The organism is Paracidovorax oryzae ATCC 19882, from assembly GCF_000687165.1.
GTDB lineage: Bacteria > Pseudomonadota > Gammaproteobacteria > Burkholderiales > Burkholderiaceae_C > Paracidovorax > Paracidovorax oryzae.
Window position 1 is genome coordinate 118,140 of the sequence record NZ_JMKU01000007.1, and the last position, 25,768, is coordinate 143,907.

Annotated in this window: 22 protein-coding genes and 2 pseudogenes; 22 read left to right on the forward strand and 2 right to left on the reverse strand. The window is 69.2% G+C overall.

Going from position 1 to position 25,768, the window contains the following annotated elements; all coding sequences use genetic code 11:
• The 22 genes and pseudogenes from tcuB (at position 1) to T336_RS27345 (ending at position 21,551) form a co-directional block, all read left to right on the forward strand.
• The gene (gene tcuB, locus T336_RS0106790; protein WP_026431965.1) at positions 1–1,209 is read left to right on the forward strand and encodes a tricarballylate utilization 4Fe-4S protein TcuB; all 1,209 of its coding nucleotides are present in this window, start codon (positions 1–3) and stop codon (positions 1,207–1,209) included.
• Between the two features lie 23 nt (positions 1,210–1,232).
• The gene (locus T336_RS0106795; protein ID WP_026431966.1) at positions 1,233–1,619 is read left to right on the forward strand and encodes a hypothetical protein; all 387 of its coding nucleotides are present in this window, start codon (positions 1,233–1,235) and stop codon (positions 1,617–1,619) included.
• A gap of 20 nt (positions 1,620–1,639) precedes the next feature.
• Positions 1,640–2,515: an alpha/beta fold hydrolase gene (locus T336_RS0106800; RefSeq protein WP_026431967.1), complete on the forward strand. Its 876-nt coding sequence runs from the start codon at positions 1,640–1,642 to the stop codon at positions 2,513–2,515.
• Between the two features lie 50 nt (positions 2,516–2,565).
• Positions 2,566–3,732, forward strand: coding sequence for an ABC transporter substrate-binding protein (locus T336_RS0106805; RefSeq protein WP_026431968.1), 1,167 nt, complete (start codon positions 2,566–2,568; stop codon positions 3,730–3,732).
• Between the two features lie 28 nt (positions 3,733–3,760).
• Positions 3,761–4,630 (forward strand): branched-chain amino acid ABC transporter permease, encoded by an 870-nt coding sequence (locus T336_RS0106810; RefSeq protein ID WP_026431969.1) that lies wholly within the window; start codon positions 3,761–3,763, stop codon positions 4,628–4,630.
• 3 nt (positions 4,631–4,633) lie between these two features.
• Entirely contained in the window at positions 4,634–5,641 is a 1,008-nt protein-coding gene (locus T336_RS0106815) for a branched-chain amino acid ABC transporter permease (RefSeq protein WP_026431970.1), read from the forward strand.
• Positions 5,638–6,417 (forward strand): ABC transporter ATP-binding protein, encoded by a 780-nt coding sequence (locus tag T336_RS0106820; protein WP_026431971.1) that lies wholly within the window; start codon positions 5,638–5,640, stop codon positions 6,415–6,417. The genes T336_RS0106815 and T336_RS0106820 overlap by 4 nt, the downstream gene beginning before the upstream one ends.
• On the forward strand, positions 6,404–7,117 hold the full coding sequence (locus T336_RS0106825) for an ABC transporter ATP-binding protein (RefSeq protein WP_026431972.1): 714 nt from the start codon (positions 6,404–6,406) through the stop codon (positions 7,115–7,117). Before T336_RS0106820 ends, T336_RS0106825 begins: the two co-directional genes overlap by 14 nt.
• Before the next feature lie 26 nt (positions 7,118–7,143).
• Positions 7,144–8,184, forward strand: a complete 1,041-nt coding sequence (locus T336_RS0106830) for an amidohydrolase family protein (protein ID WP_026431973.1) — start codon at positions 7,144–7,146, stop codon at positions 8,182–8,184.
• Between the two features lie 47 nt (positions 8,185–8,231).
• On the forward strand, positions 8,232–9,218 hold the full coding sequence (locus T336_RS0106835; RefSeq protein ID WP_035225396.1) for a tripartite tricarboxylate transporter substrate binding protein: 987 nt from the start codon (positions 8,232–8,234) through the stop codon (positions 9,216–9,218).
• 69 nt (positions 9,219–9,287) lie between these two features.
• Positions 9,288–10,763 (forward strand): aldehyde dehydrogenase, encoded by a 1,476-nt coding sequence (locus T336_RS0106840; RefSeq protein ID WP_026431975.1) that lies wholly within the window; start codon positions 9,288–9,290, stop codon positions 10,761–10,763.
• A gap of 46 nt (positions 10,764–10,809) precedes the next feature.
• Positions 10,810–11,700, forward strand: coding sequence for an NAD(P)-dependent oxidoreductase (locus tag T336_RS0106845; protein ID WP_026431976.1), 891 nt, complete (start codon positions 10,810–10,812; stop codon positions 11,698–11,700).
• A 312-nt stretch (positions 11,701–12,012) separates the two neighbouring features.
• Positions 12,013–12,657: a YitT family protein gene (locus T336_RS0106850; RefSeq protein ID WP_026431977.1), complete on the forward strand. Its 645-nt coding sequence runs from the start codon at positions 12,013–12,015 to the stop codon at positions 12,655–12,657.
• Between the two features lie 34 nt (positions 12,658–12,691).
• Positions 12,692–13,219, forward strand: coding sequence for a hypothetical protein (locus tag T336_RS0106855; protein ID WP_026431978.1), 528 nt, complete (start codon positions 12,692–12,694; stop codon positions 13,217–13,219).
• 110 nt (positions 13,220–13,329) lie between these two features.
• Positions 13,330–14,859 (forward strand): TolC family protein, encoded by a 1,530-nt coding sequence (locus T336_RS0106860; protein ID WP_026431979.1) that lies wholly within the window; start codon positions 13,330–13,332, stop codon positions 14,857–14,859.
• A 6-nt stretch (positions 14,860–14,865) separates the two neighbouring features.
• Positions 14,866–16,311 (forward strand): multicopper oxidase family protein, encoded by a 1,446-nt coding sequence (locus T336_RS0106865; protein ID WP_026431980.1) that lies wholly within the window; start codon positions 14,866–14,868, stop codon positions 16,309–16,311.
• Positions 16,312–16,395: 84 nt separating this feature from the next.
• Positions 16,396–16,947 (forward strand): annotated as a pseudogene (locus T336_RS27335) (DUF411 domain-containing protein); the annotation flags it as partial.
• 93 nt (positions 16,948–17,040) lie between these two features.
• Positions 17,041–17,247, forward strand: a pseudogene (locus T336_RS27340) (copper-binding protein); the annotation flags it as partial.
• 155 nt (positions 17,248–17,402) lie between these two features.
• Positions 17,403–17,756, forward strand: coding sequence for a cupin domain-containing protein (locus T336_RS0106875; protein ID WP_026431982.1), 354 nt, complete (start codon positions 17,403–17,405; stop codon positions 17,754–17,756).
• A gap of 265 nt (positions 17,757–18,021) precedes the next feature.
• Entirely contained in the window at positions 18,022–20,388 is a 2,367-nt protein-coding gene (locus T336_RS0106880) for a S1C family serine protease (RefSeq protein WP_244883886.1), read from the forward strand.
• A 2-nt stretch (positions 20,389–20,390) separates the two neighbouring features.
• Complete coding sequence (gene traT / locus T336_RS0106885; protein WP_035225400.1) at positions 20,391–21,110, forward strand: complement resistance protein TraT; 720 nt, start codon at positions 20,391–20,393, stop codon at positions 21,108–21,110.
• Between the two features lie 186 nt (positions 21,111–21,296).
• Positions 21,297–21,551 (forward strand): hypothetical protein, encoded by a 255-nt coding sequence (locus tag T336_RS27345; RefSeq protein ID WP_244883887.1) that lies wholly within the window; start codon positions 21,297–21,299, stop codon positions 21,549–21,551.
• 18 nt (positions 21,552–21,569) lie between these two features.
• On the opposite strand, the gene T336_RS0106895 is transcribed toward T336_RS27345, so the two are convergent.
• Together T336_RS0106895 and T336_RS0106900 are read right to left on the reverse strand one after the other, a co-directional pair.
• Positions 21,570–24,092 (reverse strand): flavin-containing monooxygenase, encoded by a 2,523-nt coding sequence (locus T336_RS0106895; protein WP_026431986.1) that lies wholly within the window; start codon positions 24,090–24,092, stop codon positions 21,570–21,572.
• Complete coding sequence (locus T336_RS0106900) at positions 24,079–25,737, reverse strand: GMC family oxidoreductase (RefSeq protein WP_026431987.1); 1,659 nt, start codon at positions 25,735–25,737, stop codon at positions 24,079–24,081. The genes T336_RS0106895 and T336_RS0106900 overlap by 14 nt, the downstream gene beginning before the upstream one ends.
• Positions 25,738–25,768: the final 31 nt, after the last annotated feature.

Genomic DNA, 25,768 nt, shown 5'->3' on the forward strand with positions numbered 1-25,768 from the left:
ATGCAGAACCCCCACCCCATGGCCGACGAGGCCCAGGACCGGATGCCCACCGCGCGCCGGGTGATCCCGATCCGCCCCGCGCCGACCGAGACCGCCTCCGAGGCCGAGGTGGCGCGCGCGCTGCAGATCTGCAATGCCTGCCGCTACTGCGAGGGTTTTTGCGCGGTGTTTCCCGCGATGACGCGGCGGCTGGAGTTCGGCAAGGCCGATGTGCACTACCTGGCCAACCTGTGCCACAACTGCGGGGCCTGCCTGCACGCCTGCCAGTACGCGCCGCCGCATGCATTCGGCGTGAACATCCCGAAGGCCATGGCCGAGGTGCGCGGCCAGACCTACGTGGACTACGCCTGGCCGCCCGCGCTGGGACGGCTCTACCAGCGCAACGGCCTCACGCTGTCGCTGGCGCTGGCGGCCGGCCTGTTCCTCTTCCTGGCGCTGGCCGTGGCGCTGCAGGGCGGCGTGGCACGGCTCTGGGGCGGCGGGCTGGGCAACAACTTCTACCACCTGTTCCCGCACAACCTGCTGGTGGGCATTTTCGCGCCGGTGTTCCTGTTCGCGGTGTTCGCGCTGGCGATGGGCGTGCGCCGCTTCTGGAAGGACGTGAAGCCCGCCACCAGCGGCGTGGACGTGGGGGCGCCCGCCGCCGCCGAGGCTACCTCCGACGTGCTGCGCCTCAAGTACCTGGGCGGCGGCCACGGTGAAGGCTGCCACGAGGAGGACGACGCCTATACCCTGAAGCGCCGGCGCTTCCACCACCTCACCTTCTACGGCTTTTTGCTGTGCTTCGCCGCCACGTCGCTCGGCACCGTCTACCACTATGCCTTCGGCTGGGTGGCGCCCTACGAGCTGCCCAGCCTGCCCAAGCTGCTGGGCGCACTGGGCGGCGTGGGCCTGATGGTCGGCACCGCGGGCCTCTGGACGCTGCGCCGCGCCCGGCATCCGCAGCACGGCGACGCCAGGCAGCAGCCCATGGACCTGGGGTTCATCGCCCTGCTGTTCCTGGTGGCCGCGAGCGGCATGGCGCTCTGGCTCGGCCGCGGCACCCCGGCGCTCGCGTTGCTGCTGTGCCTGCACCTGGGCGCGGTGATCGCGCTGTTCGCCACCCTGCCCTACGGCAAGTTCGCGCACGGCATCTTCCGCACCGCCGCGCTGCTGCGCCACAACACCGAAAAGCGCCTGCCCAGCCCCATCGGCGTGGGCGCCGACTGACCACGCCACGAAAGGATCGCGACATGACCGGCTCCCTGCAGCAACGCTTCGAATCCATCGCGCAGCGCGTGAACGCCGACGACCGGCTGGTGCACCGCGGCCGCCATCTGACCGCCGACCTGAAGGTGGTGGTGGGCGACGTGCCCTACCTGCTGCGCATCCGTGGCGGCAGGGTCGAGAGCCTGCAGGCCCAGATGCCGCTGTTCGCGCCGGCCGATCTGGTCATCCGCGGCACCGAGGAGGCGTGGACGGCCCTGTGGGAGCCCATCCCCCGTCCTGGCTGGCACGACCTGTTCGCGCTGACCAAGCGCGGCGCCATGGCGATCGAGGGCGACTCGCACCTGCTGTTCGCCCACCTGCAGTACCTGAAGGACGTCCTGGCCCTGCCGCGCTCGGCGCCGGCCCACTGAACCCCGAGAGAGGAAACGCGATGAACGCCACCATGGAACCCATCGTCGGCCGGTACGTTCACTTCGACATCCTGGGCGAAACCTGCCGGGTGTACTTCGAGGAATGCGGCGAAGGCATCCCGCTGCTGTGCCTGCACACCGCCGGATCGGACGGCCGCCAGTTCCGCCACCTGCTGTGCGACGAGGACGTCACCTCGCGCTTCCGCGTGATCGCCTTCGACATGCCATGGCATGGCAAGTCCTATCCGCCCGTCGGCTTCCAGGACCGCGACTACGAGCTGACCACCGAGCGATACGTGGCCACCATCCGCGCGTTCATCGCGGCGCTCGGGCTGGACCGGCCCGTGGTCATGGGCTGCTCGATCGGCGGGCGCATCGTGCTGCAGCTGGCGCACGCCCATGGCGAGGAGTTCCGCGCGCTCATCGGCCTCGAAGGCGCCGACCACCAGCAGCCCTGGTACGACACCAGCTGGCTGAACCGCCCCGACGTGCACGGCGGCGAGGTCTGCGCGGCCCTGGTCTCCGGCCTGGTCGCGCCGCAGAGCCCCGCGCAGTACCGCCACGAAACGCTGTGGCAGTACCGGCAGAGCGGCCCGGGCATCTTCCGTGGCGATCTGTACTTCTACCGCGTCGATTCGGACCTGCGCGGCCAGCTGGGCGGCATCGACACGAACACCACACCGCTCTACCTGCTCACCGGGGAGTACGACTTCTCGTGCACTCCGGAAGACACGCTGCGCACCGCGCAGGACATTCCCGGCGCGCAGGCCGTGGTGATGGAGGAACTGGGTCACTTCCCGATGAGCGAGAACCCCGTGCAGTTCAAGAAATACATCGCCCCGGTGCTGGAGGCCATCGCGCAGCGCGGGCACGCCGCCCCGCCCTCCGGTTCCTGATTTCCCCTTTTTTCCCGTCGGTCACACAACACACATTCCAGGAGACAACCATGAAGAAGACCTTCGCCACCGCCGCCGCCCTCGCCACCCTGTGCCTCGCCGGCCCCGCCTCGGCCCAGGAGGAGATCAAGATCGGCGCCATCGTCACGCTGTCGGGCGCGGGCGCGGCCTGGGGACAGGCGATGCTCTACGCGGCCGAGCTCGCGGCCGACGACGTGAACGCCAAGGGCGGCCTGGAGGTGGGTGGCAGGAAGCACCCGGTGAAAGTGGTGGCCTACGACGACAAGTACCAGGCCGGCGAGGCGGTGACGGCGGCCAACCGCCTGATCTTCGAGGACAAGGTGCAGTACATCATCGGCCCGGTCGGCTCCGCCGCCGCGCTGGCGGTGTCGCCCATCGTGAACAAGAACAAGGTGGTGATGCTCACGCTCGGCTTCACCGACAAGGCGCTCGCCAAGGACAAGCCCTTCAACTTCCGGCCCAACCTGACGACGATGGAAACGTCCCAGCCCCAGATCGACTGGATCGTGAAGGCCAAGGGCGTGAAGAAGGTCGGCGGCCTGTTCCCGAACGACGAGACCGGCCAGCAGATCGCGCAGGATCTGGAGAAGGCCTACGCCAAGGCCGGCGCCCAACTCAACGCCAAGGAATTCTTCGAGCGCGAGCGCGTGGACATGATGCCGCTGCTCACCCGCCTGATGGCCAAGGGCGTCGATGCGATCGAGCTGGACGGCAACGCGCCCGGCACCGCGGGCCTGATCGTCAAGCAGGCGCGCGAGTTGGGATTCAAGGGCGCGATCATCCGCAGCGGCGGCCCCGCGACGCCCGAGATCGTGAACGTGGCGGGTGCCGGCGCGACCAACGGCATGCTGGTGAACACGCCCGTCAACCCGGCGAATGCCGCCGTCAAGGCCTACTCCGAGCGCTACTTCGCCAAGTACAAGAAGCGCATGAACGGCTTCAGCCCGGCGTTCTACGACGGCACGCGCATGCTGTTCCAGGCCATGGCCTCGGCCGGCACCGCGGCGGACACCGACAAGGTGCGCACCGCGCTCGAGGCCATCAAGGACTACCAAGGCATCCTGGGCACCCTGAACTGGACGGGCGCGAGCGTGTACGGCATCGCCCACCAGATCGACGCGCCCTTCTACATCGCCCGCGTGCAGGATGGCCAGGAAGTGGTCGAGGCGACCTGCTCGCTCACTGCCTGCAAGTGACCGGCGCCCACTCTCCGGGAACACCGCCGTGGATTTCACTTTCCTGCTCGGCCAGGCACTGACCAACGGCCTCATCATCGGGTTGCTCTACCTGCTGATGGCCATCGGCTTCACGCTGGTCTTCGGCGTCATGCGCGTGGTGAATTTCGCGCATGGCGAGTTCTACATGCTGGGCGCCTTCGTCGCCTATGTCTGCGTCACGAAGCTGCAGCTGCCCTTCCTGGCCGCCGTGCTCGCCACCTTCGCCGTCACGCTGGTGGCCGGCTGGCTGATCGAAGTGGTGGTGATGAAGGGCTTCCGGGGCGACGAGCTCAACGGGATGATCGCCACCATCGGCCTGGCGATGATCCTGCAGAACGGCGCGCTCATGGTCTTCGGGCCCGATCCGCAGTCGATGCCCGCCGTGGCCGAAGGCGTGGTTGCGCTCGGGCCGGTGGTGCTGCCGATGTCGCGGCTCTACGTGGTGGTGTTCTCGCTGGCGGTGCTGGCGGCGCTCTACGGCTTTCTCATGCACAGCCGCGGCGGCCGCGCGTTGCGCGCCGTGGTGCAGGACATCGAGATCGCGAACGCCCAGGGCATCCGCTCGCAGTTCATGTACCCGCTGGGCTTCGGCATCGGCGTGGGGCTGGCGGCGGTGGCCGGCGCGCTGATGGCGCCCGTGTTCTCGGTATCGCCCGGCATCGGCTCCACGCCGCTGCTCAAGGCGTTCATCGTGGTGATCCTGGGCGGGCTCGGCAGCATCCCGGGCGCGGCGCTCGCGGCGCTGCTGCTGGGCGTGTTCGAGAGCGTGGCCAACACCTTCATGTCCAGCAGCGTCTCCGACATGCTGCTCTTCGGCTTCGTGATCCTGATGCTGATCTTCCGCCCCTCGGGCCTGCTCGGAAAGGCAGGTCGCTGAACCATGCACGACGCTTCCACCATGCACCCCACCCCTGCCCCGCGCCCGGCGGCCCAGGCATCGCCGGCCGCGCCCGGAGGCCCCTGGAAGGCCTGGATTCCCGCGCTGCTGGCGCTCTTCGCCGCACCGCTGCTGCTGGCCGGCAATCCGTTCTACGTGCACCTCGCGGTGCTCATCTGCATCAACATCGTCTTCGTGAACGGGCTGTCGGTCATCAGCCGCACGGGGCAGCTGTCGTTCTGCCATGCCGCGTTCATGGGCATGGGCGCGTTCACGGCGGTGATCTGCACCACGCGCCTGCACACCCCGTTCCCCGTCTCGGTGCTGACGGGCGTGGGAGCTTCCGTGCTGGTGGCCTGGCTGCTGGGCGCGGTGATCCTGCGCCTGCAGGGCGTGTACTTCGTGCTCGTCACCTTCTGCTTCGGCGAGCTGTTCCGGCTGGTGCTGCTGGAGGGCGGCAACCTCACCGGCGGCGCCAACGGCATCGCCAACATTCCGCCGGCCAGCATCTTCGGCATCGCGCTGGACAGCAAGCTGTCGTTCTACGGCCTCGCGGCGGCCGGCGCCTTCGCGTCGATCGTGCTGCTGATCGTGCTCTTCAAGACGCCGCGCGGGCACGAACTCGACGCGGTGGGCGACAACCCCGACCTGGCCGAGGCGAGCGGCATCGGCATCCAGGGCACGCAGATGTTCGCCTTCCTGCTGGGCAGCGGGCTCGCGGGTTTCGCGGGGGCACTGCTCGCGCACTACCTGGGCTTCGTGTCGCCCGAGTCGTTCAGCCAGCACGTGTCCGTGGCGGCCATCATCATGCTGGTGATCGGCGGACGCGGCTCGGTGGTCGGCCCGATCCTCGGCGCGCTCATCATGACGCCGCTGCCGGAGCTGTTCCGCAGCGCGATCGAGACGCAGAACATCCTCTACGGGATCACGCTGATCCTGGTGCTCAAGTTCCTGCCGATGGGTCTGGTCGGCATCGGCGCCCGGCTGCGGCGCCAGAAAGGCACGCGATGACCGCATTGCTCACCATCGAGGGCCTGGGCAAGAACTTCGGCGGCCTGGCCGCCGTGCGCGACCTGAGCTTCACGCTGAACGAAGGCGAGATCGTCGGGCTGATCGGCCCGAACGGCGCCGGCAAGAGCACGGCGTTCAACATGATCAGCGGCGCGCTGCCTCCTTCGGCCGGCCACATCGTCTTCGCGGGCGAGGACATCACCGGCCACAAGCCGAGCCAGGTGGTGCGCCACGGCCTGGCCCGCACCTTCCAGTCGGCCACGGTCTACCCGAAGTCGACGGTGCAGGAGAACGTCTACCGCGGCGCGCTCTGCCATTTCGGCGTGCCCGTCTGGGCCCAGATCGCGCAGACCGCAGCCTACCGCGATGCCTGCCGCCGCGTGCGCGAGCAGGTGGACCAGGTGCTGGAGACCACGGGGCTCGCGCCGCTGCGGCACGAGATCGCGGGCGAGCTGGCCTACGGCCACCAGAAGCGCATCGGCGTGGCCGTGGGCCTGGCCACCCGGCCGCGCCTGCTGCTGCTCGACGAGCCCGCCGCCGGCCTCAACCCCGAGGAATGCGCCGAGTTCGGGCGGCTGCTCAAGACGCTGCGCGATGCGCACGGCATTTCGCTGCTGTTCGTCGAGCACCACATGGCGCTGGTGATGGGCACCTGCGAAAAGATCATCGTCCTCGTGCAGGGACAGAAGATCGCGCAGGGCACGGCGGAAGAAATCCGCAACAGCCCGGCGGTGATCGAGGCCTACCTGGGAGTGGATGAAGATGCGCACGCTTGAAGTCAAGGACATCGTCGTCCACTACGGGCTGGTGCAGGCCCTGCACGGCGTGGGCTTCCGCATCGATGCGGGGAAGATCGTGGCGCTGATCGGCTCCAACGGCGCCGGCAAGAGCACCACGCTCAAGGCGCTGATGGGCCTCAAGCGCCTGACGGCCGGCTCGCTGCTGCTGGACGGCCAGCCGATCGAGGGCACGCACGCGGCGCAGCGCGTGGGGCTGGGGCTCGCACTCTCGCCCGAGGGCCGCCGGCTCTTTCCGCGCATGTCCGTCTGGGAGAACCTGATGGTGGGCGCCCACACGGTGCGCTCGTCCGCGCAGCGCGCCCGGTCGCTGGACTTGGTCTATGAACTTTTCCCGCGCGTGAAGGAGCGGCGCGAGCAGATGGCGGGGTCGCTATCGGGCGGCGAGCAGCAGATGGTCGCCATCGGCCGGGCTCTGATGTCGCACCCGCGCATCCTGATGCTCGACGAGCCTTCGCTCGGCATCGCGCCCAAGATCGTCTCGGAAATCGCGCAGGCGATCCGGCGGCTGAATGCCGAGACCGGCATCTCCGTCGTCCTGGTCGAGCAGAACGCGCGGCTGGCCCTGAAGATGGCGCACGACGCCTACGTGTTCGAGCAGGGGAGCGTGATCCGCTCGGGCTCCGGACAGGAGCTGCTGAACGACAGCTTCGTGCAGAAGGCCTTCCTCGGCATCTGAAGGCCGCACACGAAAGGACCCTCCCCATGCATCCGCAGAACGCGCCCTCCGCCCCGCCGGTCATCCCGCGCGCGGAAGTGCGGCCCGCGTGGCTCGCGCAGCACACCGAGGCGGCACTCGAGCCCGATCTCGCCATCATCGATCCGCACCACCACCTGTCCGACCACGGCTGGGGCGGCTACCTCGCGGACGACCTGCTGGCCGACCTGGGCTCGGGCCACCGCATCGAATCGACGGTGTTCATCCAAGTGGGCTTCGCGTACCGCGACCACGGCCCGGAGCACCTTCGCCCCGTGGGCGAAACCGAGCGCGTGGTCCGCATCGCGCGCGAAGCCGCCCAGGCGGGGCACGCCACGCGGCTCTGCGCCGGTATCGTCGGCTTCGCCGATCTCTCGCTGGGCGCGGCCGTCGAGGAGGTGCTCGTGGCGCACCTGGAGGCTGGCAACGGGCGATTCCGCGGCATCCGCTGCCATGCCGCGGCGCATCCCGAATTCCAGTACGGCGTCATGCAGGCGCCGCCGCTGCACCTGTACCTGAACGGCCCGTTCCGCGAGGGGTTCGCGAAGCTCGCCCCCTTCGGGCTGAGCTTCGATTCCTGGGCGTACCACACCCAGCTGGCCGAACTCGCCGACCTGGCCCGCGCCTTCCCGCAGACGCCCGTGGCGATCGACCACGTCGGGGCGCCGGTCGGCGTCGGGCCCTACGCGGGCCGGCACGATGCGGTGTTCGCGCAGTGGAGGGCCGACATGCGCCGCATCGCCGAATTGCCCAACGTCTGCGTCAAGCTGGGCGGGCTGGGCATGAGCGTGATCGGGTTTCCGTTCCACCTGCGGGACGCGCCGCCCACTTCCGAAGCGCTGGCCCAGGCCTGGGGCCCTTACCTCCGCGAATGCATCGAGATCTTCGGCCCGCAGAGATGCATGTTCGAGAGCAACTTCCCCGTCGACAAGGGCACGTGCAGCTACGCCGTGCTCTGGAACGCGTTCAAGCGCGTCACGGCGGACCTGTCCGAGGGCGACAAGCGCTGGCTCTACCGCGACACCGCCGCGCAGTTCTACCGCCTGTGAGCGGCCGCCATTCCTTCAGCAACGATGAAAAACCAGGAGACACATCCATGACCACCGACTCCCTCACCCGACGGCACGCACTGGGCGGCCTGCTGCTGGCCTCGCTCGCGCCCGGCCTGTCCTTCGCGCAGGCGCCCAGGTACCCGAACGACACGGTGCGCATGGTCGTGCCGTATGCCGCGGGCGGCGCCACGGACATCGTGGCCCGCGCGGTGGTGGACCGGCTCGGCGCGCGCTGGGGCCAGGCGGTGGTGGTCGAGAACAAGCCCGGCGCGGGCACCACGCTCGCCGCCGCGCAGATGGCGCGCGCGCCCGGCGACGGCTACCAGCTCTACATGACCACGTCGGCGCACACCATCAGCGGCCTGGTCTATCCCAAGCTCAATTACGACCCGGTGAAGGATTTCGCGCCGCTCAGCCTGATCGCGAAGGTACCGCTGGTGCTCGTGGTGCGGCCCACGCTCGAGGCGAAGACGGTGGACGAATTCACGCGCTACGTGCGCGCCAACCCCGACAAGGCCACCTTCGCCTCGCCGGGCAACGGCACCGCCCAGCACCTGGCCGGCGAGATGTTCAATGCCGCGATGAAGACGCGCATGCTGCACGTGCCCTACAAGGGCGACGCGCCGGCCATCACCGACCTGCTGGGCGGCTCGGTGGACGCCATGTTCGCCACACTCACCGTGGTGCTGCCGCACATCGCCTCGGGCAAGCTGCGCGCGATCGCGCTCGCCAACGGCCAGCGCGTCGAGAAGGTGCCCGACATCCCCACCTTCGCCGAGCAGGGTCTGCGCAATTTCGAGGCCGCGACGTGGTTCGGCGTGCTCGCGCCCGCATCGATGCCGGCCGCGCTGCAGAACCGCATCGCCACCGACATCCGCGCGGTGGTGGACCAGCCGGACCTGCGCGCCAAGCTCATCGACCTCGGCGGCGAGGTGGTCTCCAGCGACCCGGCCGCGTTCGGCACCTTCATGCAGGCCGAATACCGCAAGTGGCAGGCGATCGTGAAGCAGTCGGGCGCGACCATCAGCTGACCGCCCGGTCCCGCCGCCATCTCCCTTTTTTCATCCTTCAGCGCGACAGAGAAGACCTTCACCATGTCCATGGACACCACGACGAATGCCACCCAGCCGATGCTCATCGGCGGCGAATGGATCACCAGCGAAGACGGCGCCATCGACTCCGTCAACCCGGCCACCGGCCGCATCAACCGCCGCGTCACGGCGGCCAGCGCCGCGCAGGTGGACACGGCCGTGGCCGCCGCGCGCGACGCGGCCTCGGCCAAGGGCTGGCGCGACATGCTGCCCCACGTGCGCGCGCAGATCCTGGGGCGCATCTCCGACGGCATCCGCGCGCATGCGGACGAACTCGCGCACTTGCAGATGATCGAGAACGGCAAGGTGCTGAGCGAATGCAGGACGCAGGTCGCCGGCGCCGCGGCCACCTACCGCTACTACGCCGCCGTGTGCGAGACGCTGGGCGCCGAGGTGCCGCCCGCGCGCGGCGACTACCTCTCGATGACGGCCTACGAGCCCTACGGCGTGGTGGCGGCCATCACCCCGTGGAATTCGCCCATGACGATGGAGGCGCAGAAGATCGCCCCCGCGCTCGCGGCCGGCAACGCGGTGCTGCTCAAGCCTTCCGAAGTCACGCCCAGCGTGGGCCTGGCGGTGGCTCGCATCGCCCAGGAGGCCGGGCTGCCCCCCGGCATCCTCAACGTGCTGCCCGGCACCGGCGCGGTCACGGGCCACGCCATCATCCACCACCCCGGCGTGCGCATGGTGTCGTTCACGGGCGGCACGCAGACCGGCCGCAGCATCGCCGCCGTGGCCGCGCAGCGCCTGATCCCGGTCGCGCTGGAGCTGGGCGGCAAGTCCCCGCACATCATCTTCGACGACGCGCAGCTGGACGCCGCCATCGACGGCGTGGTGGACGGCATCTTCGAAGGCAGCGGCCAGTCGTGCGTGGCGGGCTCGCGCCTCTTCGTGCACCGCAAGGTGCTCGACCAGGTGCTGGCGATGCTGGTGGAACGCGCCAACGGGCTGCGCGTGGATCTGCCCGATGCGCCCGGCGCGCAGATGGGGCCCGTGTCCGGCTTCCGGCACCGCGAGCGCATCGAGGCCATGGTGCAGAGCGCGCGCGACGAAGGCGGCGAGATCCTGGCCGGCGGCTGCCGCCCCGAGGGCGACCATCTCGGCGCAGGCGCCTTCTACCGGCCCACGGTGATCGCGGGACTCGGCAACCATGCCACGGCCGTGCGCGAGGAAATCTTCGGCCCCGTGCTGTGCGTGCTGCCGTTCGACGACGAGGACGACCTGATCGCCCAGGCCAACGACACCGCCTTCGGCCTCGCCTCGGGCATCTGGACGGCCAACTACCAGCGCGCCTGGCGCGTGGCCCGCGCGCTGGAGGCCGGCCTCGTCTGGATCAACACCTACAAGCAGCTGTCGATCGCCACGCCGTTCGGCGGCTTCAAGGAAAGCGGCATCGGCCGCGAGAAGGGCGTGACCGGCGTGCGCCTCTACCAGCAGAGCAAGGGCATCTACTGGAGCATGAACCCCGCCAACGTCCGGGCCTGAGCCGGCCCGCGCCGCGCTCCCAACCAACATCCCAGGAGAAAACAACATGCAGTCACCCACCGTGGGTTTCATCGGCGTCGGCGTGATGGGCGAGCCCATCTGCCGGCACATCGCAACGAAGGGCGGCGCGCCCGTGATCGCGTCCGACCTGAATGCGGAGCCGCTCGCGCGGCTCGCGGAACATGGCGTGCGCACCGTGGCCCTGCAGGAGCTGACCGCGCAGGCCGACATCGTGTTCATGTCGCTGCCCTCGGGCGAGGTCATGAAGCAGGTCGTGGCCGCGCCCGGTGGGCTGGCCGAGCGCCTGCGCCCCGGCACCACGCTGGTGGACCTGAGCACCTCGTCGGTGGACGTCACGCTCGAGGTGGCCCGGCTGCTGCAGGACAAGGGCATCGCCTTCGCCGACGCGCCCGTCATGCGCACGCGCGCCGCCGCCGAGGCCGGCACCCTGGCCGTGCCGGTCGGCGCCAGCCCCGAGGTGTTCGGGCGCATCGCGCCCTTCATCCGCACCTTCGCCTCGGACGTCACGCATGCCGGCGGCATCAGCGCCGGCCAGGTGGTGAAGATCCTCAACAACATGGTGCTCTACGAAACCGTGCTCGCGCTCTCCGAGGCCGCCGCCATCGGCCGGCGCGCGGGCGTGCAGCCGGACGTGCTGTTCCAGGCCTTCTCCACCGGCTCGGCCGACAGCTTCGCGCTGCGCAACCACGGCATGAAGGCGATCGCTCCCGGCCAGTTCCCCGAGAAGGCCTTCCCGGTCACCTACGCCAGGAAGGACATCTCGTACGCCGTCGCCCTGGGCGAGCAGGTCGGCGTCGATCCCACCGGCGCGCGCAACCTGCTGGACACGCTGCAGAAGGCGATCGACGCCGGCCATGGCGACAAGTACGCGCCGGCGATCAGCCTGGTGTTCGAGAGCGGCCCGGTAGCAGGGTAAGTCGGCACGGTAGCCCTGCGGCAATGCCCTGGCGGGGAGCGGGGGCCACTTGCGCCGCAGGAACTGGACACGCGGCACCGCAGGGGTGCTTCGCCCAAGGTACGGTTATTGCAACACCCTCGGCATGCCTGCCTTGCCGATCCCGCACCGCGCCGCCAGATCAGGGTTTACCCTAGAATCCTGCATCTTTCCACGCGCGCGCCGCGCGAGGGGCCGCCCCTTGACGCACCGCAAACCGCCGCTCCAGGCACCGTGCTGCAATCGCGGGCCCCTCGGCCGCCGCGCGCCGCGCGCCCCTTCACCTCGCCATCCATGAGCCAGACCCTCGCCCCGTCCCCTGCTGCACCCGCACCTGCCGCCGCCATGGTCCCGCACACCACCACCGAAGACACGCTGGCCGTGTTCACGGGCGTGCTGCTGATCTCGGTGGGCGTGGCGTTCTTCACCAGTGCGGGGCTGCTCACGGGCGGCACGGCGGGCATCGCCTTCCTGCTGCACTATGCGACGGGCATCGGCTTCGGCAAATGGTTCTTCCTGTTGAACCTGCCCTTCTACTGGCTGGCGTGGCGCAAGATGGGGCGCGCGTTCACCCTGAAGACCTTCGTGGCGGTGCTGCTGCTCTCGCTGATGACCGAGGCGCAGTCGCGCTTCCTGCAGCTGTCGGCGCTGCAGCCGCTCTACGCGGCGGTGGCCGGCGGGCTGATCGTCGGCACGGGGTTCCTCGTGCTGTTCCGCCACCGCTGCAGCCTGGGCGGCGTCGGCATCCTCGCGCTCTACCTGCAGGACCGGCACGGCTGGCGCGCCGGCAAGGTGCAGATGGGCGTGGACTGCGCGATCGTGCTGCTGGCGCTCTTCACCGTCGAGCCGGGCCGGGTGCTCTGGTCCATCGTGGGCGCCGTCGCGCTCAACCTGGTGCTGGCCATGAACCATCGCCCCGGCCGCTACATGGCCGTGTGACCGGGCGCGCCAGGCACGCCGTATCATCGGGCCCATGCGCCGCCGCCTCGTTTTCTTCGCGCTGATCGTGCTCATGGCCCTGCGCGGGCTCGTGGGCCCGGCCATGGCCGCGCAGATGGCGGGAATGCCGCACGCGGGCAGCGCGGTTCCAGCCCACGCGGAGCATGGTGCCCATGGCGCCGATGCAAACCCCTCCGCAGTGCAGGACGGGTGGGCGCAGCATGGCCACGGCACAGCCACCGGCGATGCCGCGGCGCACGCTCCACAAGCCATGGCCCATGCCGGACACGGCTTCGCATCATTGGACCCTGCCACCATCGCCTCGAACTGCCATGGCGAATCCGCGACCCATGCGCAACTTCCCTCCGCCTGCAGTGCCGCATCCGGCGACCACGCCGCGCATGCCGCCTGCGCCGATTGCGAGATCTGCCATACGGTGGTGATGGCCCCTCCCGCGCCTGCTGCAGGCGCGGCCTCCCACGGTGCCGGCCCGCGCGTGCCCGCCGCCGTCCGCTTCGCGAGCGCCCTGCCCGCGCAGGCCACCAAGCCGCCCATTTCCTGAGCCTCGACGCCCGAAGTGCGTCCGCCCCCGCCGTGCCGTCAGGGAAGCACCCGGCGCACGGCGGCGCGGCCGCGTTCCGCTTTCGCTTCCGAGTCCAGGAGAGGCTTTCCATGCAGACCCCCGGGCCCCGCGCCCCATTCCATCCCCATTTCCGTTTCCGATCTTTCCGACCGTTCCGGTCGGCCCTGCCCGCTGCCGCAGCGCTCCTGCTCGCAGGCTGCGCCAGCGTCTCGCCCGACGGCCTGCGCGGCGATGTGCAGGCCACATTGCAGGGCCGCACGGCCGGCGCCGAGGGTGCCACCCTGCCCTCCACGGACCCCGCCGCGCAGCGTGCCGCAGACGACGCCGTCGCCCACTGGCTGGCCGCGCCGCTCACGCAGGAGGCCGCGGTGCGCATCGCGCTGCTCCGCCACCCCGGCCTGCAGGCTCGCCTCGCCCGCCTGGGCGTGCAGGACGCCGAGCGCGTGCAGGCGCTCACGCCGCCCAATCCGGTACTCGGCCTGGGGCGGCTCACCACCGCGCATGAGCGCGAGATCGAGCGCTCCATCACCTTCAGCCTGGTGGAGTTGATCACCCTGCCCTGGCGCAACCGCTGGGCCGGCAGCCTGCGCGAGCAGGACACGCTCGCCGCCGCGGCCGATGCCGCGCGCGCCGCCAGCGACGCCCGCCGCGCCTGGCTGCGCGCCGTGGCCGCGCAGGAAACCCTCGCCGCGCACGAGCGCATGCACGATGCCGCCGAAGCCGGTGCCGAGCTGGCGCGCCGCATGGCCAGCGCCGGCAACTGGAGCCGGCTGCAGGCCGCGCGCGAACAGGCCGTGTTGGCCGATGCGCGGGCCCGGCTGGCACGGGCACGCCTTGCGGCCGGCACGGAGCGCGAAGCCCTGGCGCTCGCGCTCGGCCTCTGGGGCACCGCCGCCGATTCGATCACGCTGCCCAAGCAACTGCCCGACCTGCCCGCCGAACCGATGGACTCCGCGGCCCTGGAGCAGCGCGCCCTGCGCGAGCGCCTCGACGTGCGAGCGGCGCGCATCGGGCTCGATCGCGTGGCCGGCCAGCAGGGCATCGCCCGCGCCGGCCAGCTCTTCGGTGATATCGGCCTCGGCTACCGGCGCGACACCACCACCGGGCGCGGCGCCGGCGGCCACTCCGAAGTCAAACGGGGCTGGGAGCTGGAATTGCCGCTGCCGCTGTTCGACTGGGGCGGCGCGGCGAACGCCCGTGCCCAGGGGCTCGTGAACGAGAGCGCCGCCCAGCTCCAGCGGACGGCCCTGCGCGCCCGCTCCGAAGTGCGCATGCACTGGCGCGGCTACCGCACCGCCTGGGAGCTGGCGCAGGAGCAGGAAAAGCACGTCGTCCCCCTGCAGCAGCAGATCCAGCAGGAGACCCTGCTGCGCTACAACGGCATGCTCGCCAGCGTCTGGGACCTGCTCGCCCAGGCCCGGCAGACCACGCAGGCCGTGGCCGACGCCGTCGCCGCCCGGCGCGACTTCTGGCTCGCCGACACCGACCTGCAGTTCGCGCTCGCGGTCGCCTCGCCCGGCGCGCAGCCCTCCGCCTCCGCGTCGGCCACCTCCTCCGCCCTCTCCCTGTCCTCCCCCACTTCCTCGTCCAGCACGGCCCCGGCCGGCGCGGGCCACTGATCCACCATGCAACGCAGACACTTCTTCGGCGGCGCCGCCACGGCCGTGGCCGCCCTCTCCGCCGCCTCGGTGGGCCGCGCGGCCCTCGCGGCCCTGCCCGAGGCCGCCGCGCCCGCGGGCGCCGGCACCCAGGTTCCACCGCTCCCGCCCACGGGCCTGCCCTTCCACCCGGTCGTCACCCTCAACGGCTGGAGCCTGCCCTGGCGCATGAATGGCAGCGTCAAGGAATTCCACCTCGTCGCCGAGCCCGTGGTGCGGGAGTTCGCGCCCGGCTTCCACGTCAACCTCTGGGGCTACAACGGCCAGAGCCCCGGCCCCACGATCGAGGTGGTCGAAGGCGACCGCGTGCGCATCTTCGTCACCAACCGCCTGCCCGAGCACACCAGCGTGCACTGGCACGGCCAGCGGCTGCCCAACGGCATGGACGGCGTCTCGGGCCTCAACCAGCCGGCGATTCCCTCGGGCAAGACCTTCGTGTACGAGTTCACCGCGCGCCGGCCCGGCACCTTCATGTACCACCCGCATGCCGACGAAATGGTGCAGATGGCCATGGGCCTCATGGGCCTGTGGATCACGCACCCGCGCCTGGACGCGCGCGGCCGCCATCCGCGCATCGCCACGGCCGACCGCGACTACGCTTTCCTGCTCGGATCGTTCGCGGTCGAACCGGGCAGCCGGACGCCCCGCATCAACGAGATGACGGACTTCAATATCTGGTCCTGGAACAGCCGCGTGTTCCCGGGCATCGACCCCTTCGTGGCGCGGCGCGGCGACCGCGTGCGCCTGCGCATCGGCAACCTCACCATGACCAACCACCCCATCCACGTGCACGGCCACGAATTCGAGGTGACGGGCACCGACGGCGGCATCGTCCCTCCGTCTGCCCGCTGGCCCGAGGTGACCACCGACGTCGCCGTGGGGCAGATGCGGCAGATCGAGTTCATCGCCGACGAACCCGGCGACTGGGCCGTGCACTGCCACAAGAGCCACCACACCATGGGCGCCATGGGCCACGACGTGCCCACCATGATCGGCGTGGACCACAGCGGCCTGGTGGGGAAGATCCAGAAGATCGTGCCCGACTACATGGTGATGGGCGATCGCGGCATGGCCGACATGGGCGCCATGGAAATGCCCCTGCCCGACAACACCCTGCCCATGATGACCGGCACCGGCCCCTTCGGTGCGCTGGAGATGGGCGGCATGTTCAGCGTGCTCAAGGTGCGCGAGGGCCTCGCGGCGAAGGATTTCCGCGACCCGGGCGACTACGTGCAGACGCCTGGAACACGCGCGCATGAATGGCAGGGTGGCGCGGATGCCCTGCCGCCCGCACCGCGTGCCGCGGGTGCGCCGGCAGCGGGCGCGGGCGCGGGCGCCGACGACGGCGCAGCCCGCGTGCGCAAGCCGGGCCACGGCCATGGGAGCCAACAGGGCCATGGGCACGACCACTGATCGCTCTGCCATTGCTGCCATCGGCAGCACCGCTGCTTTCCCCTACATCACTGCGGCATGTTCCGCACGCAAAGGAGTCCCCCCATGAAGAACATCGCCACGCACCCCATCCACGCCGCGCCCGGCGCGGGCACCCACGCCCCGGCTCCTGTACTCTCCGCGGCCGGCGAGATCCGCCGCGCCTGGCTGGGCACCGCACTCTGCGCTGCGGCGACTGCCGCCGCCAGCCTGCCCTTGCTCGCCCGCGCTGCCAGCCCCGGGCCCACGCCCGTCGAAGTCTGGAAAGACCCGAACTGCGGCTGCTGCAAGGACTGGGTGGACCACATGCAGGCCCATGGTTTCAAGGCCACCGTGCACGACACCGGCAACGCCGCCGTGCGCGAAAAGCTCGGACTGCCGCAAAAGCTTGGCTCCTGCCACACCGCCCTCGTCGGCGGCTACCTGGTCGAAGGCCACGTGCCCGCCGCCGATGTACAGCGCCTGCTGCGCGAAAAGCCCCGCGCCCTGGGCCTGGCCGTGCCGGGCATGCCGGTGGGGTCGCCGGGCATGGACGGGGCTTTCTACGGCGGCCGCCGCGATGCCCATGACGTGCTGCTGGTCGCTCGTGACGGCAGTGCACGCGTGTTCACCAGCTATTGCGCGCAGCCGGCCGCCGCCGACCATGCGGACCATGGCACCACCGCAAACACCGGGAGCGCGCCGCAGGCGCCGGACCTGAGCGAGGGCGAAGTCGTGCGCTGGGACGCCGCCACCCGCCGCATCACGCTGCGGCACGGCGAGCTGCGGAACCTGGACATGCCTCCCATGACCATGGTGTTCCGCGTGCGCGAGGCGATTCCTGCGGCAGCCCAGGTGCCGGGGGCACGGGTGCGCTTCCTCGCGGAACGCGATGCCGGCGGTTTCGTCGCGAGCCGCATCGAACCCGCCCACCCCTGAGAACATGGGCGGCAGATTGCGCTGGCGGACCCGCGGCAAAAGCGCATTTGCCGCTGCCGGCGCGCGTGTTTTCAGCACCTCCCGGGCTCCCTCCCCGCCTAGCATCGGGGCATCGCCCCACCGGGGGTTTCTCTTCTTCCCTTCAGGACCGCGCCATGTCTGATCTGCTCGTGACCTTTCCCTTCGACAAGCTGGGCGAAGCCCCCGAATACCGCCCGCCCGCCGAGCGCGTGATCGAGGGCGACATCGTCTGCCGCAACTGGGACATCGACAGCGCCAAGGACGGCGCCGTCCGCGCGGGCGTCTGGGAAGCCACTCCGGGCCTCAACCACTCCATCAAGGGTGAAACCTGGGAGTTCTGCCTGATCCTCTCCGGCGTGGTGGAAATCACCGAACGCGGGCATGCGCCGAAGATCTTCAGGGCCGGCGACTGCTTCATCATGAAGCCGGGCTACGTGGGCACCTGGCGCACCCTCGAGACGGTACGCAAGGTGTGGATCATGGCCTGACGGAATATCCATCTTCAGGCGGCGGGATGCCCTGTCGGGCCAACCGCGTAGCCAACACCTGGATCTCGTACGCCCGTTCCGCGGACGGGGGTGCGCCCATCACATTGAGCCTCCTCGATGGATCGGGCTGAAACCCATTGGCGATCCCCTATCCATCCCTTAAGATGTTTCCAGTTGTATAAGGGGGTAGGGACGTTCCACAGGTTCGTGCTGTGGCGCGTGGCCCGCGGTATGGCGAGCCCCGGCCTGCAGGAGGAACGATCAAATGAACAAAAGCAGTGGACTGCTTCGCCTGGCATTGCTGGTATCGGGCCTGGCTCTCGGAGGCTGCGTCACCACGCAAGGGGGCAGCGCCTCCACTCTTCCCCAGTTGCAGTTCGGCAAGCTGGGGCTGGACGACATCAGCGGAACCATTGGCGATGCGTTCAGCCCGCAATTGCGCGAACTCAAGAAGTTGGTCGGGGAGCAGAAATTCGACGAAGCGGATGCGCTCTTTCTCAAAGAAGCCGCCTACTTCGAGAAACGCTACAAAGGCAGCGACAAACCTCTTCCACCCGAATTCGAACAGCTGGCCAACCAGGTGTGGGAAACCCGTTACCGCAACAAGGCGGACTCGGCGCTCAACGAGTTGAGGGGTATCCACAGCCTCGCTGACAAATCGCAATGGCCGCAGATTTCTCGCACCCTCAAGAACAGTGATCAGGTTCTTGAAGCCATTGCAGCAGACCGGCTGCTTGAATTGACCCATGTGGGCTCAGAGAAGAGACAGCAACTGGAAGAACAAGCCGCGCGGGTGGTACAGCTTGCCGAGGCCGGCAAAGCCGAGGCTCTCGAATCTACTTTCGAGGACACGTTGAGCCAAGGCAGGCACAGCGCGGAGTTCATCGGCCGACATACATTCAGCGAAAGCGACTATGTCGGCTCTCCCAGGTTCCAGACCGCGGCGCTCGCCAAACTGGCGTCCCATCGCAGCGACAAGGACAGCTATTACCGGCAAGCTGTCCAGCTCGGACCTTATCTGCACGAGCAGAGTCGCAAAAGCATAGACGACACCTATGTCGAGATCGTGCGCAGGCAACTCATGGCCGATGGGCACATATCGCTCGATGAAGTGTCGACGCTGGGCAGCCTCCGGACACCTTTCGGCAGCGGAGCGGAAGCGCTGGCGGGGCTCGCGACGATCGGCTATGTCGATCTGACCAGTGCCAGCTTCAGGGACCGCAACGTCTTTGATTTCGAGATTGCCTTCAAGCCGGACCTGGAATTCCGCTTCGCTCCAGCCACCGATTCCGTCTTCGCTTCCGGAGACATCTCCCGGTTCGACTACCTCTTCGTCACGGATCTTTCCGTGGCGAAGGTATCCCGCGAATTCAGGAACAAGCGCGACAACAAGAGCCGCGCTCAGACGGGAACCCAGCAAATTCAGAATCCCGACTATGTCACCGCGATGGCGAGTTACCAGAAAGCCATGGCCGAATTCCAGCGCGCGCAGATCAGCAGCGCCATACCGAAGCTGTGCTCCGGCTGGGGTTGCGCGCTGCAAGGTCTCGCTGACGGCCTGGCGAGCGCCGGTGCGCGTGCCGGCGTCGACCAGGCTTCGGCACGCCTCGCTGCCACCAGCCAGATGATCGACCAGCCCGTGTACTCGGAATATGCCTATCAGTCCGTTGATATCAACACGACAAAAACGGCGGATGTGAACTACTACGTCATCGACGTCAGAAAGAAGCGCATCCTTCGCAACAGCTTCCAGATCAATGACAACGAGGTGTTCAACGTTGCCTACAACGTGAGGGATGCCGACCCGGACAAAGCCAGCATCCAGCGCAATGTCAAGACCGAGGACGAGGTCACGGCCTGGGAGAAGCGGCCAATGACCGTCCCCATCAGCACGCTCTTCAGTTCTTCCAACCTGCGCGCAGCCGAATCTAGTACCTACACGAACATGCAGGCGTTTCTCAAAACGCTCAGCACGCGCAGCTATGCGTCAGCCGCTCCGTCTTACTCCGGGTTGAATGCACGCGGCACTGCGGCATTGGCCAGTGCACCTCCTGCCCGGGCGCCAGTGGGCGACACGATTGCAGATGGACGCTTCGACAGCGTCGTCGTGATACGCAACGCGAAAGCCACCGGCACGGGGTTCTACATCACCCCGGAACTGGTGCTCACAGCCCACCATGTGGTCGAGGGCCAATCCCTGGTGGAGATGACCTACTACGACGGCACGAAGACCTATGGCCGCGTAATAGACCACGACGTGCGCCTCGATCTCGCACTGGTCAAGGCACAGCAGGCAGGGAAGCCGCTAGCCATTCACACCGGCCCGCTCAAGCTCGGAGAAACCGTCGAGGCCATCGGTCATCCGAAAGGGTATGAATTCACCATCACGCGCGGTGTCATCAGCGCGATGCGGCGCCAGCGCAGCGCTGCCATCGGCTCCGACAACCTCGTGGAATTCGTTCAAACCGATACGCCCATCAGCCAGGGAAATTCTGGCGGACCGCTACTGCTCAAGGACGCCGTGATCGGCGTCAATGACTGGATCCGCGTGGACAAAGGCTCGCAGAACCTCAATTTCAGCGTCTCCTACAACGAGATCCGGTCGTACCTCGATCGATTCAAAGGCAAATGACCATGAGAACCCGACTTTTCCTGCCACTCGTGCTCATGGCCCTCGCTGGATGCGCCGCCCATGACACCCAGGTCAACGCATTCAAGATCGGAAGCGCCACATCGAAGAATGTGTTCGTCGATCCCGGCCAGTTCGCCAACCGGACTGTGAAGCTCCGCCTGCGCAACTCCTCCGGGGACCCCTCCATCGACGTCTCTGCAATCAGGGGTGCAATGGAGTCCGGCCTGCGCGCTGCCGGCTACCAGATCGGCGAGCAGAACTTCGGCATCCTCGTTGACGTGAACCTTTACTTCATGAACTCGGTGGCACAAGGTCGCCAGCGTGCGTCCAATGAGTTGGGCATGCTGCTGGGGGGCGTGGCCGGCTACGAGATGGCTAAGCGCCCCGGTGGCACGGGACCGGGCTCGGGGGCATTGCTGGGAGCCGTCGCGGGCGCGACACTGCAGGAAGTGCTGCGAGCCAACAACGAATACGACAGCTACCTCGTGCTGTCTGACGTCAATGTCGGTGTCGTGAAACAGGAGAACCGCAAAAAGGACTTCTTCGTGATCGGCGGAAATCGCATTGAGCAACGCCAGGAAGACAACGGCACGTTCGAGTCTTTCGCGATGCGCGAAACAGTGAAGGTTGCCGTATATGCCGGAGATCGGCGCGAACGCCGCGGGCAAGTGATGGACGCCATCCAGGACCGCCTGGCCCGGGTTTTGTCCAACCTCCTCTGAAGTTTGCGGCCAGGCATGCCTGCGTTCGTACGAACATTCACCGATCTGCTGGCAGCATGCGCCCTGTGGATTTCCCGGCCCGGAAGCCGGGCCCCCGGGTCGTTCCGCGGCCGCCCCTGCCAGGGCCGCGCCTGGAGGCGCGCATTTCCGCATGCCAGCAAGGAGGAGATCCGCGACTTCCTTAGCATGTTCGCAGGCAGCTTCCTCCTGCATGCCGGCGAACGGCTGCGATTCGCACCGGACGACCGTATCCTGGATATCCATACCGCGCGCTACCCGCGCCAGGGCGGCCTGGGCGTCGATGCGATGGAGCTCGAGGTCCTGGCGCTCGAGGCCGCCAGCCGCTACGGCGTGGATCTCGAGGCGGCGTGGTCGGAACACCTGACGCTGGGCAACTTGTTCGCGGCTTGCCGCAGCGGGGAACGCCGCCCGCCGCGGTGACATCCGCCCTGGCACGCCTCAAGGCAACGCGCAGGCATCCTGCCGGCCCGCGCCCCCTGGCGCGGTGGCGATGGAACGCGCCTGCGCAATGCTCGCGCCCAGTCCGCCCGCGCTCCGGACCCGCTCCCGGGCGAACGCGCCCAGTTCGCCAATGGCCAGCGCAGCAGACCGCAGCCAGGCCGATTGCAGGTGGAACACGTGCCAGCGCCCCTGCCACACCTGCAGGCGGCACTCCACGCCCGCCTGCTGCAGCCGGTCGGCCAGCCGCAGCGAATCGTCCCGCAGTACTTCCTGCTCGCCCACCTGGATCATCACGGGCGGCAGGCCGGAAAGGTCCGCCGCCAGAGGCTGGTGCTCGCCCGCCGTGGCCGGGGCACCGTACCAGGCCAGACCCTGGCGCAGCCAGCCTTCGCGGATCATCGGGTCTTCGGCGCGCAGGTTCGCCAGGCTCGCCCCGCGCAGCGCCGGGTCGGTCACGGGCGAGATCAGCAGCGCACCGGCCGGCATGGGCTGGCCGGCACGCTTGAGCGACAGCAGCAGCGCCATGGCCAGCGCACCGCCGGCCGAGTCCCCGGCCAGCACGATGCGCCCGGGCGCCACGCCGCGCGCCAGCAGCGCCTGGTAGCAGGCGCGGGCATCGTCCAGCGCTGCGGGGTAAGGGTGCTCTGGCGCCAGGCGGTAATCCGGCACGGCCACCACCGCGCCGGCCGACAGGGCCAGCCGCGTGGTGATGCTGCGGTGCGTGTGCGGGCTGCCCAGGCAGAAGGCGCCGCCATGCAGGTAGAGCACATGGGTACGGCCTTCGCCCACGGCAGGCGCCACGACCTGCACCGGAACACCACCCCACTGCTCCCGGTACTGGACGGTGCCGCGCGCGCCGGGCATCAGCGGCGAAAGCAGGCCCACCACCGCGCGCTGCCAGCCTGCGCCGAAGGGAGGGCCGATGAGGCGCTTGAAGCCGAGCCGCAGGAAGCCGCGCAGCAAGGCGGCCGAGAGGTTTTCCGCGACACCGGGCGGCGGTGCGATGCGCGTGGCATCGGCGCCCGCCTGCGGGCTCTGCAGCCGGTAGGCGTCCAGGCCCGACCAGCGGGTGGCAGCCCGGTAGCTCAGCGTGAATCCCGGCCAGTTGGTGCTGTTGTGGCCGTTGGCGTCCACGTACCAGCTCTTGCAGCCATTCCAGACGGTGCGGCGCAGGCTCTGCTGGATGTGCCGGTTGTAGCGCTCGAAGCGCTGCGCGTCCGGCTCGATGGTGGTCGCGCCCGCGCGTTCCATGGCGCGCAGGCAGCGCATCACGTGGGCGATCTGGCTCTCGATCATGTACACGATCGAGTTGTGGCCCAGGTTGGTGTTGGGGCCGTAGAGCATGAAGAAGTTGGGAAAGCCCGGCACGGTGATGCCCAGGTAGGCCGCCGCGCCGCGCTGCCAGGCGGCGTTCAGGTCCCGCCCGCCGCGCCCTGTGATCTTCATGGGCGAGAGGAACTGCGTGGCCGCGAAGCCCGTGCCGTAGACGATCACGTCGGCAGCGTGCAGTTGTCCGTCGCGGGTACGGATGCCGCCCGGCTCCACGCGATCGATGGCGCCGGTCTGCACATGCACGTTGGCGCGCGCCATGGTGGCCAGGTACTCGCTCGACAGCAGGATGCGCTTGCAGCCGATGGGGTAATCGGGCGTGAGCGCCTCGCGCAGTGCCGCATCGGGCACCTGCCGCTCCAGCATCTTGCGGAAGGGCCGGCCCACGGCCCACTGCATCAGGCCCTTGAAGCGCGTGAAGGCCAGCGCGCGCGACTCGTATTTCAGGTAGATCCAGGCGCGGTGCAGCCGCATGGCGCCGGGCACGCGGCCGAACAGCACCTTCTCCAGCCCGCTGTAGGCCCTGTCGGGGCGCGGCATCATGTGGCTGGGCGATCGCTGGAACACATGCAGCGCCTCCACCCGGCCGGCGATGGCCGGCACGAACTGGATGGCCGAGGCCCCGGTTCCGATCACGGCCACGCGCTTGCCTGCCAGGTCCACGCCGTGGTCCCAGCGCGCCGAATGGAAGCTGGGCCCGGCGAAGCGCTCGATGCCGGCGATGGCGGGCAGCGCCGGACGGCTCAGTTGGCCCGTGCCGCTGACCAGGAACTGCGCATCCAGGCGCTGGCCGCCCTGCAGCTGCACCATCCAGCGTTGCGCGGACTCGTCCCAGGCGGCCGACGCGACCTCGCTGCGCAAGCGCACGTGTCGCAGCAGGTCGTAGCGGCGGGCGCAGTGGCGCAGGTATTCGAGGATTTCCTCCTGCGGAGCGAACACGCGGCTCCAGCGCGGGTTGGGCTCGAAGGAGAACGAATACAGGTGCGACGGCACGTCGCAGGCAGCGCCGGGGTAGGCGTTGTCGCGCCAGACGCCACCGACGTCGCCGGCCTTATCCAGGATGGCGAAGTCGTCGATGCCGGCCTTGCGCAGCGCGATCGCCATGCCCAGCCCGGCGAAGCCGGAGCCGATGATGAGGAAGCGGAAGGACGTGGCGCCGGGGATCGCGGCAGGGGTCTCAGGCGATCGCATGGGTGGCCTCCTGCGGGATGGATGGCGAAGCGTCGCCGCTTTGCGCAACGCGCCGGCGGCCGAGGATGAGATCCACCGCCTTCTCGGCGATCATGATGGTGGGCGCATTGGTGTTGCCGCCGATCAGCGTCGGCATGACCGAGGCATCCACGATGCGCAGCCGGTCCAGTCCGCGCACGCGCAGCTGGGGATCGACCACCGCGTTCTCGTCCGAGCCCATGCGGCAGGTGCCGATGGGGTGATAGACCGTATCGGTACGCGCGCGCAGCACCGCGCGGATCTGCTCGTCCGACTCCACGTCCTTCGTGAACACATCCCGGCGCAGCCAGCGGGCCATGGCGGGCGCCTGCATGATCTGCCGCGTGATGCGGAAACCCCGCACCATGTCCTCCAGGTCCTGCCCATCGGCATAGAAGGCGGGATCGATCAGCGGCGCGGCCAGCGGGTCGCGGCCGGCCAGGGCCACGCTGCCGCGGCTGCGCGGGCGCAGCAGGCAGACATGGCACGAGAGGCCGTGGCCCAGGCGGAACCGGCGGGCGTGGTCTTCCACCATGGCGACGACGAAATGCAACTGCAGGTCGGGCCGGTCCGCATCGGGGCGCGAGCGCAGGAAGCCGCCGCATTCGGCGAAGTTCGAGGTCAGCATGCCCCGACGCTCCCGCCGGTAGCGCAGCGCCTCGCGCAGCATGCGCAGTCCGCCGGACAGCGACACACCCATGGCGGCGGTGCTGTCCACCTGGTAGCCGAAGATGAAATCGGGATGGTCCTGCAGGTTCTGCCCCACGCCGGGCAGGTGCATCACCACCGGCAGGCCCTGCGCGGACAGCGCATGGAGGGCGCCCACGCCCGAAAGCATCAGCAGCTGCGGCGTCTGCAGCGCGCCGGCCGCCAGGATCACCTCGCGCCGCGCACGCACGCTGCGCACCACGCCATCCTGCAGGTACTCGACGCCCACGGCGCGCCGGCCCTCGAACAGCACGCGCAGTGCCCGGGAATGGGTACGCACCTCCAGGTTCGGGCGCCGCCCCAGGTGCGGCAGCAGGTAGGCGCGTGCCGCGCTGCAGCGCTCGCCGTGCTTCTGCGTGAGCTGATAGACACCCACGCCTTCCTGCTCTGCACCGTTGAAGTCGGAGTTCACCGCATGGCCTGCCTGCCGGCCCGCCTCCAGGAAGGCGGCATGGAAGGGACTGTCCGTGCGCGGGTCGGCCACCCACAGCGGGCCGTCGCTGCCGTGCCAGGCATCCTGGATGCGCTCGTTGTGCTCGGAGAGACGGAAATACGGCAGCACCTCGTCGTACGACCAGCCCGTGGCGCCCATGCGCGCCCAGTCGTCGTAGTCGCTGCGGTGCCCGCGGATATAGACCATCGCATTGATCGCCGACGAACCGCCCAGGGCCCGGCCGCGCGGCTGGTAGCCGCGGCGCCCGCCCAGGCCGGGCTGCGGCACGGTCTCGAAGGCCCAGTTGTTCAGATGGGTCGGGATCATCGTGACGGCGCCGACCGGCATGCGGACCAGCGCGCCGTCGCCCCGTCCACCGGCCTCCAGCAGGCAGACGCTGGTGGCCGGGTCTTCCGTCAGCCGCCCGCCCAGCACGCAGCCGCCGGAGCCGCCGCCCACCACCACGAAATCGAAGAGGTCGCTCATGTCGTTGTCTCCTTCATCTCATCATCACTTC

What these genes read in the sequence shown, in the direction of transcription:
- tcuB (WP_026431965.1), top strand. Translation starts at nt 1, where the DNA reads ATGCAGAACCCCCACCCCATGGCCGACGAGGCCCAGGACCGGATGCCC.
- T336_RS0106795 (WP_026431966.1), top strand. Translation starts at nt 1,233, where the DNA reads ATGACCGGCTCCCTGCAGCAACGCTTCGAATCCATCGCGCAGCGCGTG.
- T336_RS0106800 (WP_026431967.1), top strand. Translation starts at nt 1,640, where the DNA reads ATGAACGCCACCATGGAACCCATCGTCGGCCGGTACGTTCACTTCGAC.
- T336_RS0106805 (WP_026431968.1), top strand. Translation starts at nt 2,566, where the DNA reads ATGAAGAAGACCTTCGCCACCGCCGCCGCCCTCGCCACCCTGTGCCTC.
- T336_RS0106815 (WP_026431970.1), top strand. Translation starts at nt 4,634, where the DNA reads ATGCACGACGCTTCCACCATGCACCCCACCCCTGCCCCGCGCCCGGCG.
- T336_RS0106820 (WP_026431971.1), top strand. Translation starts at nt 5,638, where the DNA reads ATGACCGCATTGCTCACCATCGAGGGCCTGGGCAAGAACTTCGGCGGC.
- T336_RS0106825 (WP_026431972.1), top strand. Translation starts at nt 6,404, where the DNA reads ATGCGCACGCTTGAAGTCAAGGACATCGTCGTCCACTACGGGCTGGTG.
- T336_RS0106830 (WP_026431973.1), top strand. Translation starts at nt 7,144, where the DNA reads ATGCATCCGCAGAACGCGCCCTCCGCCCCGCCGGTCATCCCGCGCGCG.
- T336_RS0106835 (WP_035225396.1), top strand. Translation starts at nt 8,232, where the DNA reads ATGACCACCGACTCCCTCACCCGACGGCACGCACTGGGCGGCCTGCTG.
- T336_RS0106840 (WP_026431975.1), top strand. Translation starts at nt 9,288, where the DNA reads ATGGACACCACGACGAATGCCACCCAGCCGATGCTCATCGGCGGCGAA.
- T336_RS0106845 (WP_026431976.1), top strand. Translation starts at nt 10,810, where the DNA reads ATGCAGTCACCCACCGTGGGTTTCATCGGCGTCGGCGTGATGGGCGAG.
- T336_RS0106850 (WP_026431977.1), top strand. Translation starts at nt 12,013, where the DNA reads ATGAGCCAGACCCTCGCCCCGTCCCCTGCTGCACCCGCACCTGCCGCC.
- T336_RS0106855 (WP_026431978.1), top strand. Translation starts at nt 12,692, where the DNA reads ATGCGCCGCCGCCTCGTTTTCTTCGCGCTGATCGTGCTCATGGCCCTG.
- T336_RS0106860 (WP_026431979.1), top strand. Translation starts at nt 13,330, where the DNA reads ATGCAGACCCCCGGGCCCCGCGCCCCATTCCATCCCCATTTCCGTTTC.
- T336_RS0106865 (WP_026431980.1), top strand. Translation starts at nt 14,866, where the DNA reads ATGCAACGCAGACACTTCTTCGGCGGCGCCGCCACGGCCGTGGCCGCC.
- T336_RS0106875 (WP_026431982.1), top strand. Translation starts at nt 17,403, where the DNA reads ATGTCTGATCTGCTCGTGACCTTTCCCTTCGACAAGCTGGGCGAAGCC.
- T336_RS0106880 (WP_244883886.1), top strand. Translation starts at nt 18,022, where the DNA reads ATGAACAAAAGCAGTGGACTGCTTCGCCTGGCATTGCTGGTATCGGGC.
- traT (WP_035225400.1), top strand. Translation starts at nt 20,391, where the DNA reads ATGAGAACCCGACTTTTCCTGCCACTCGTGCTCATGGCCCTCGCTGGA.
- T336_RS27345 (WP_244883887.1), top strand. Translation starts at nt 21,297, where the DNA reads ATGTTCGCAGGCAGCTTCCTCCTGCATGCCGGCGAACGGCTGCGATTC.
- T336_RS0106895 (WP_026431986.1), bottom strand. Translation starts at nt 24,092, where the DNA reads ATGCGATCGCCTGAGACCCCTGCCGCGATCCCCGGCGCCACGTCCTTC.
- T336_RS0106900 (WP_026431987.1), bottom strand. Translation starts at nt 25,737, where the DNA reads ATGAGCGACCTCTTCGATTTCGTGGTGGTGGGCGGCGGCTCCGGCGGC.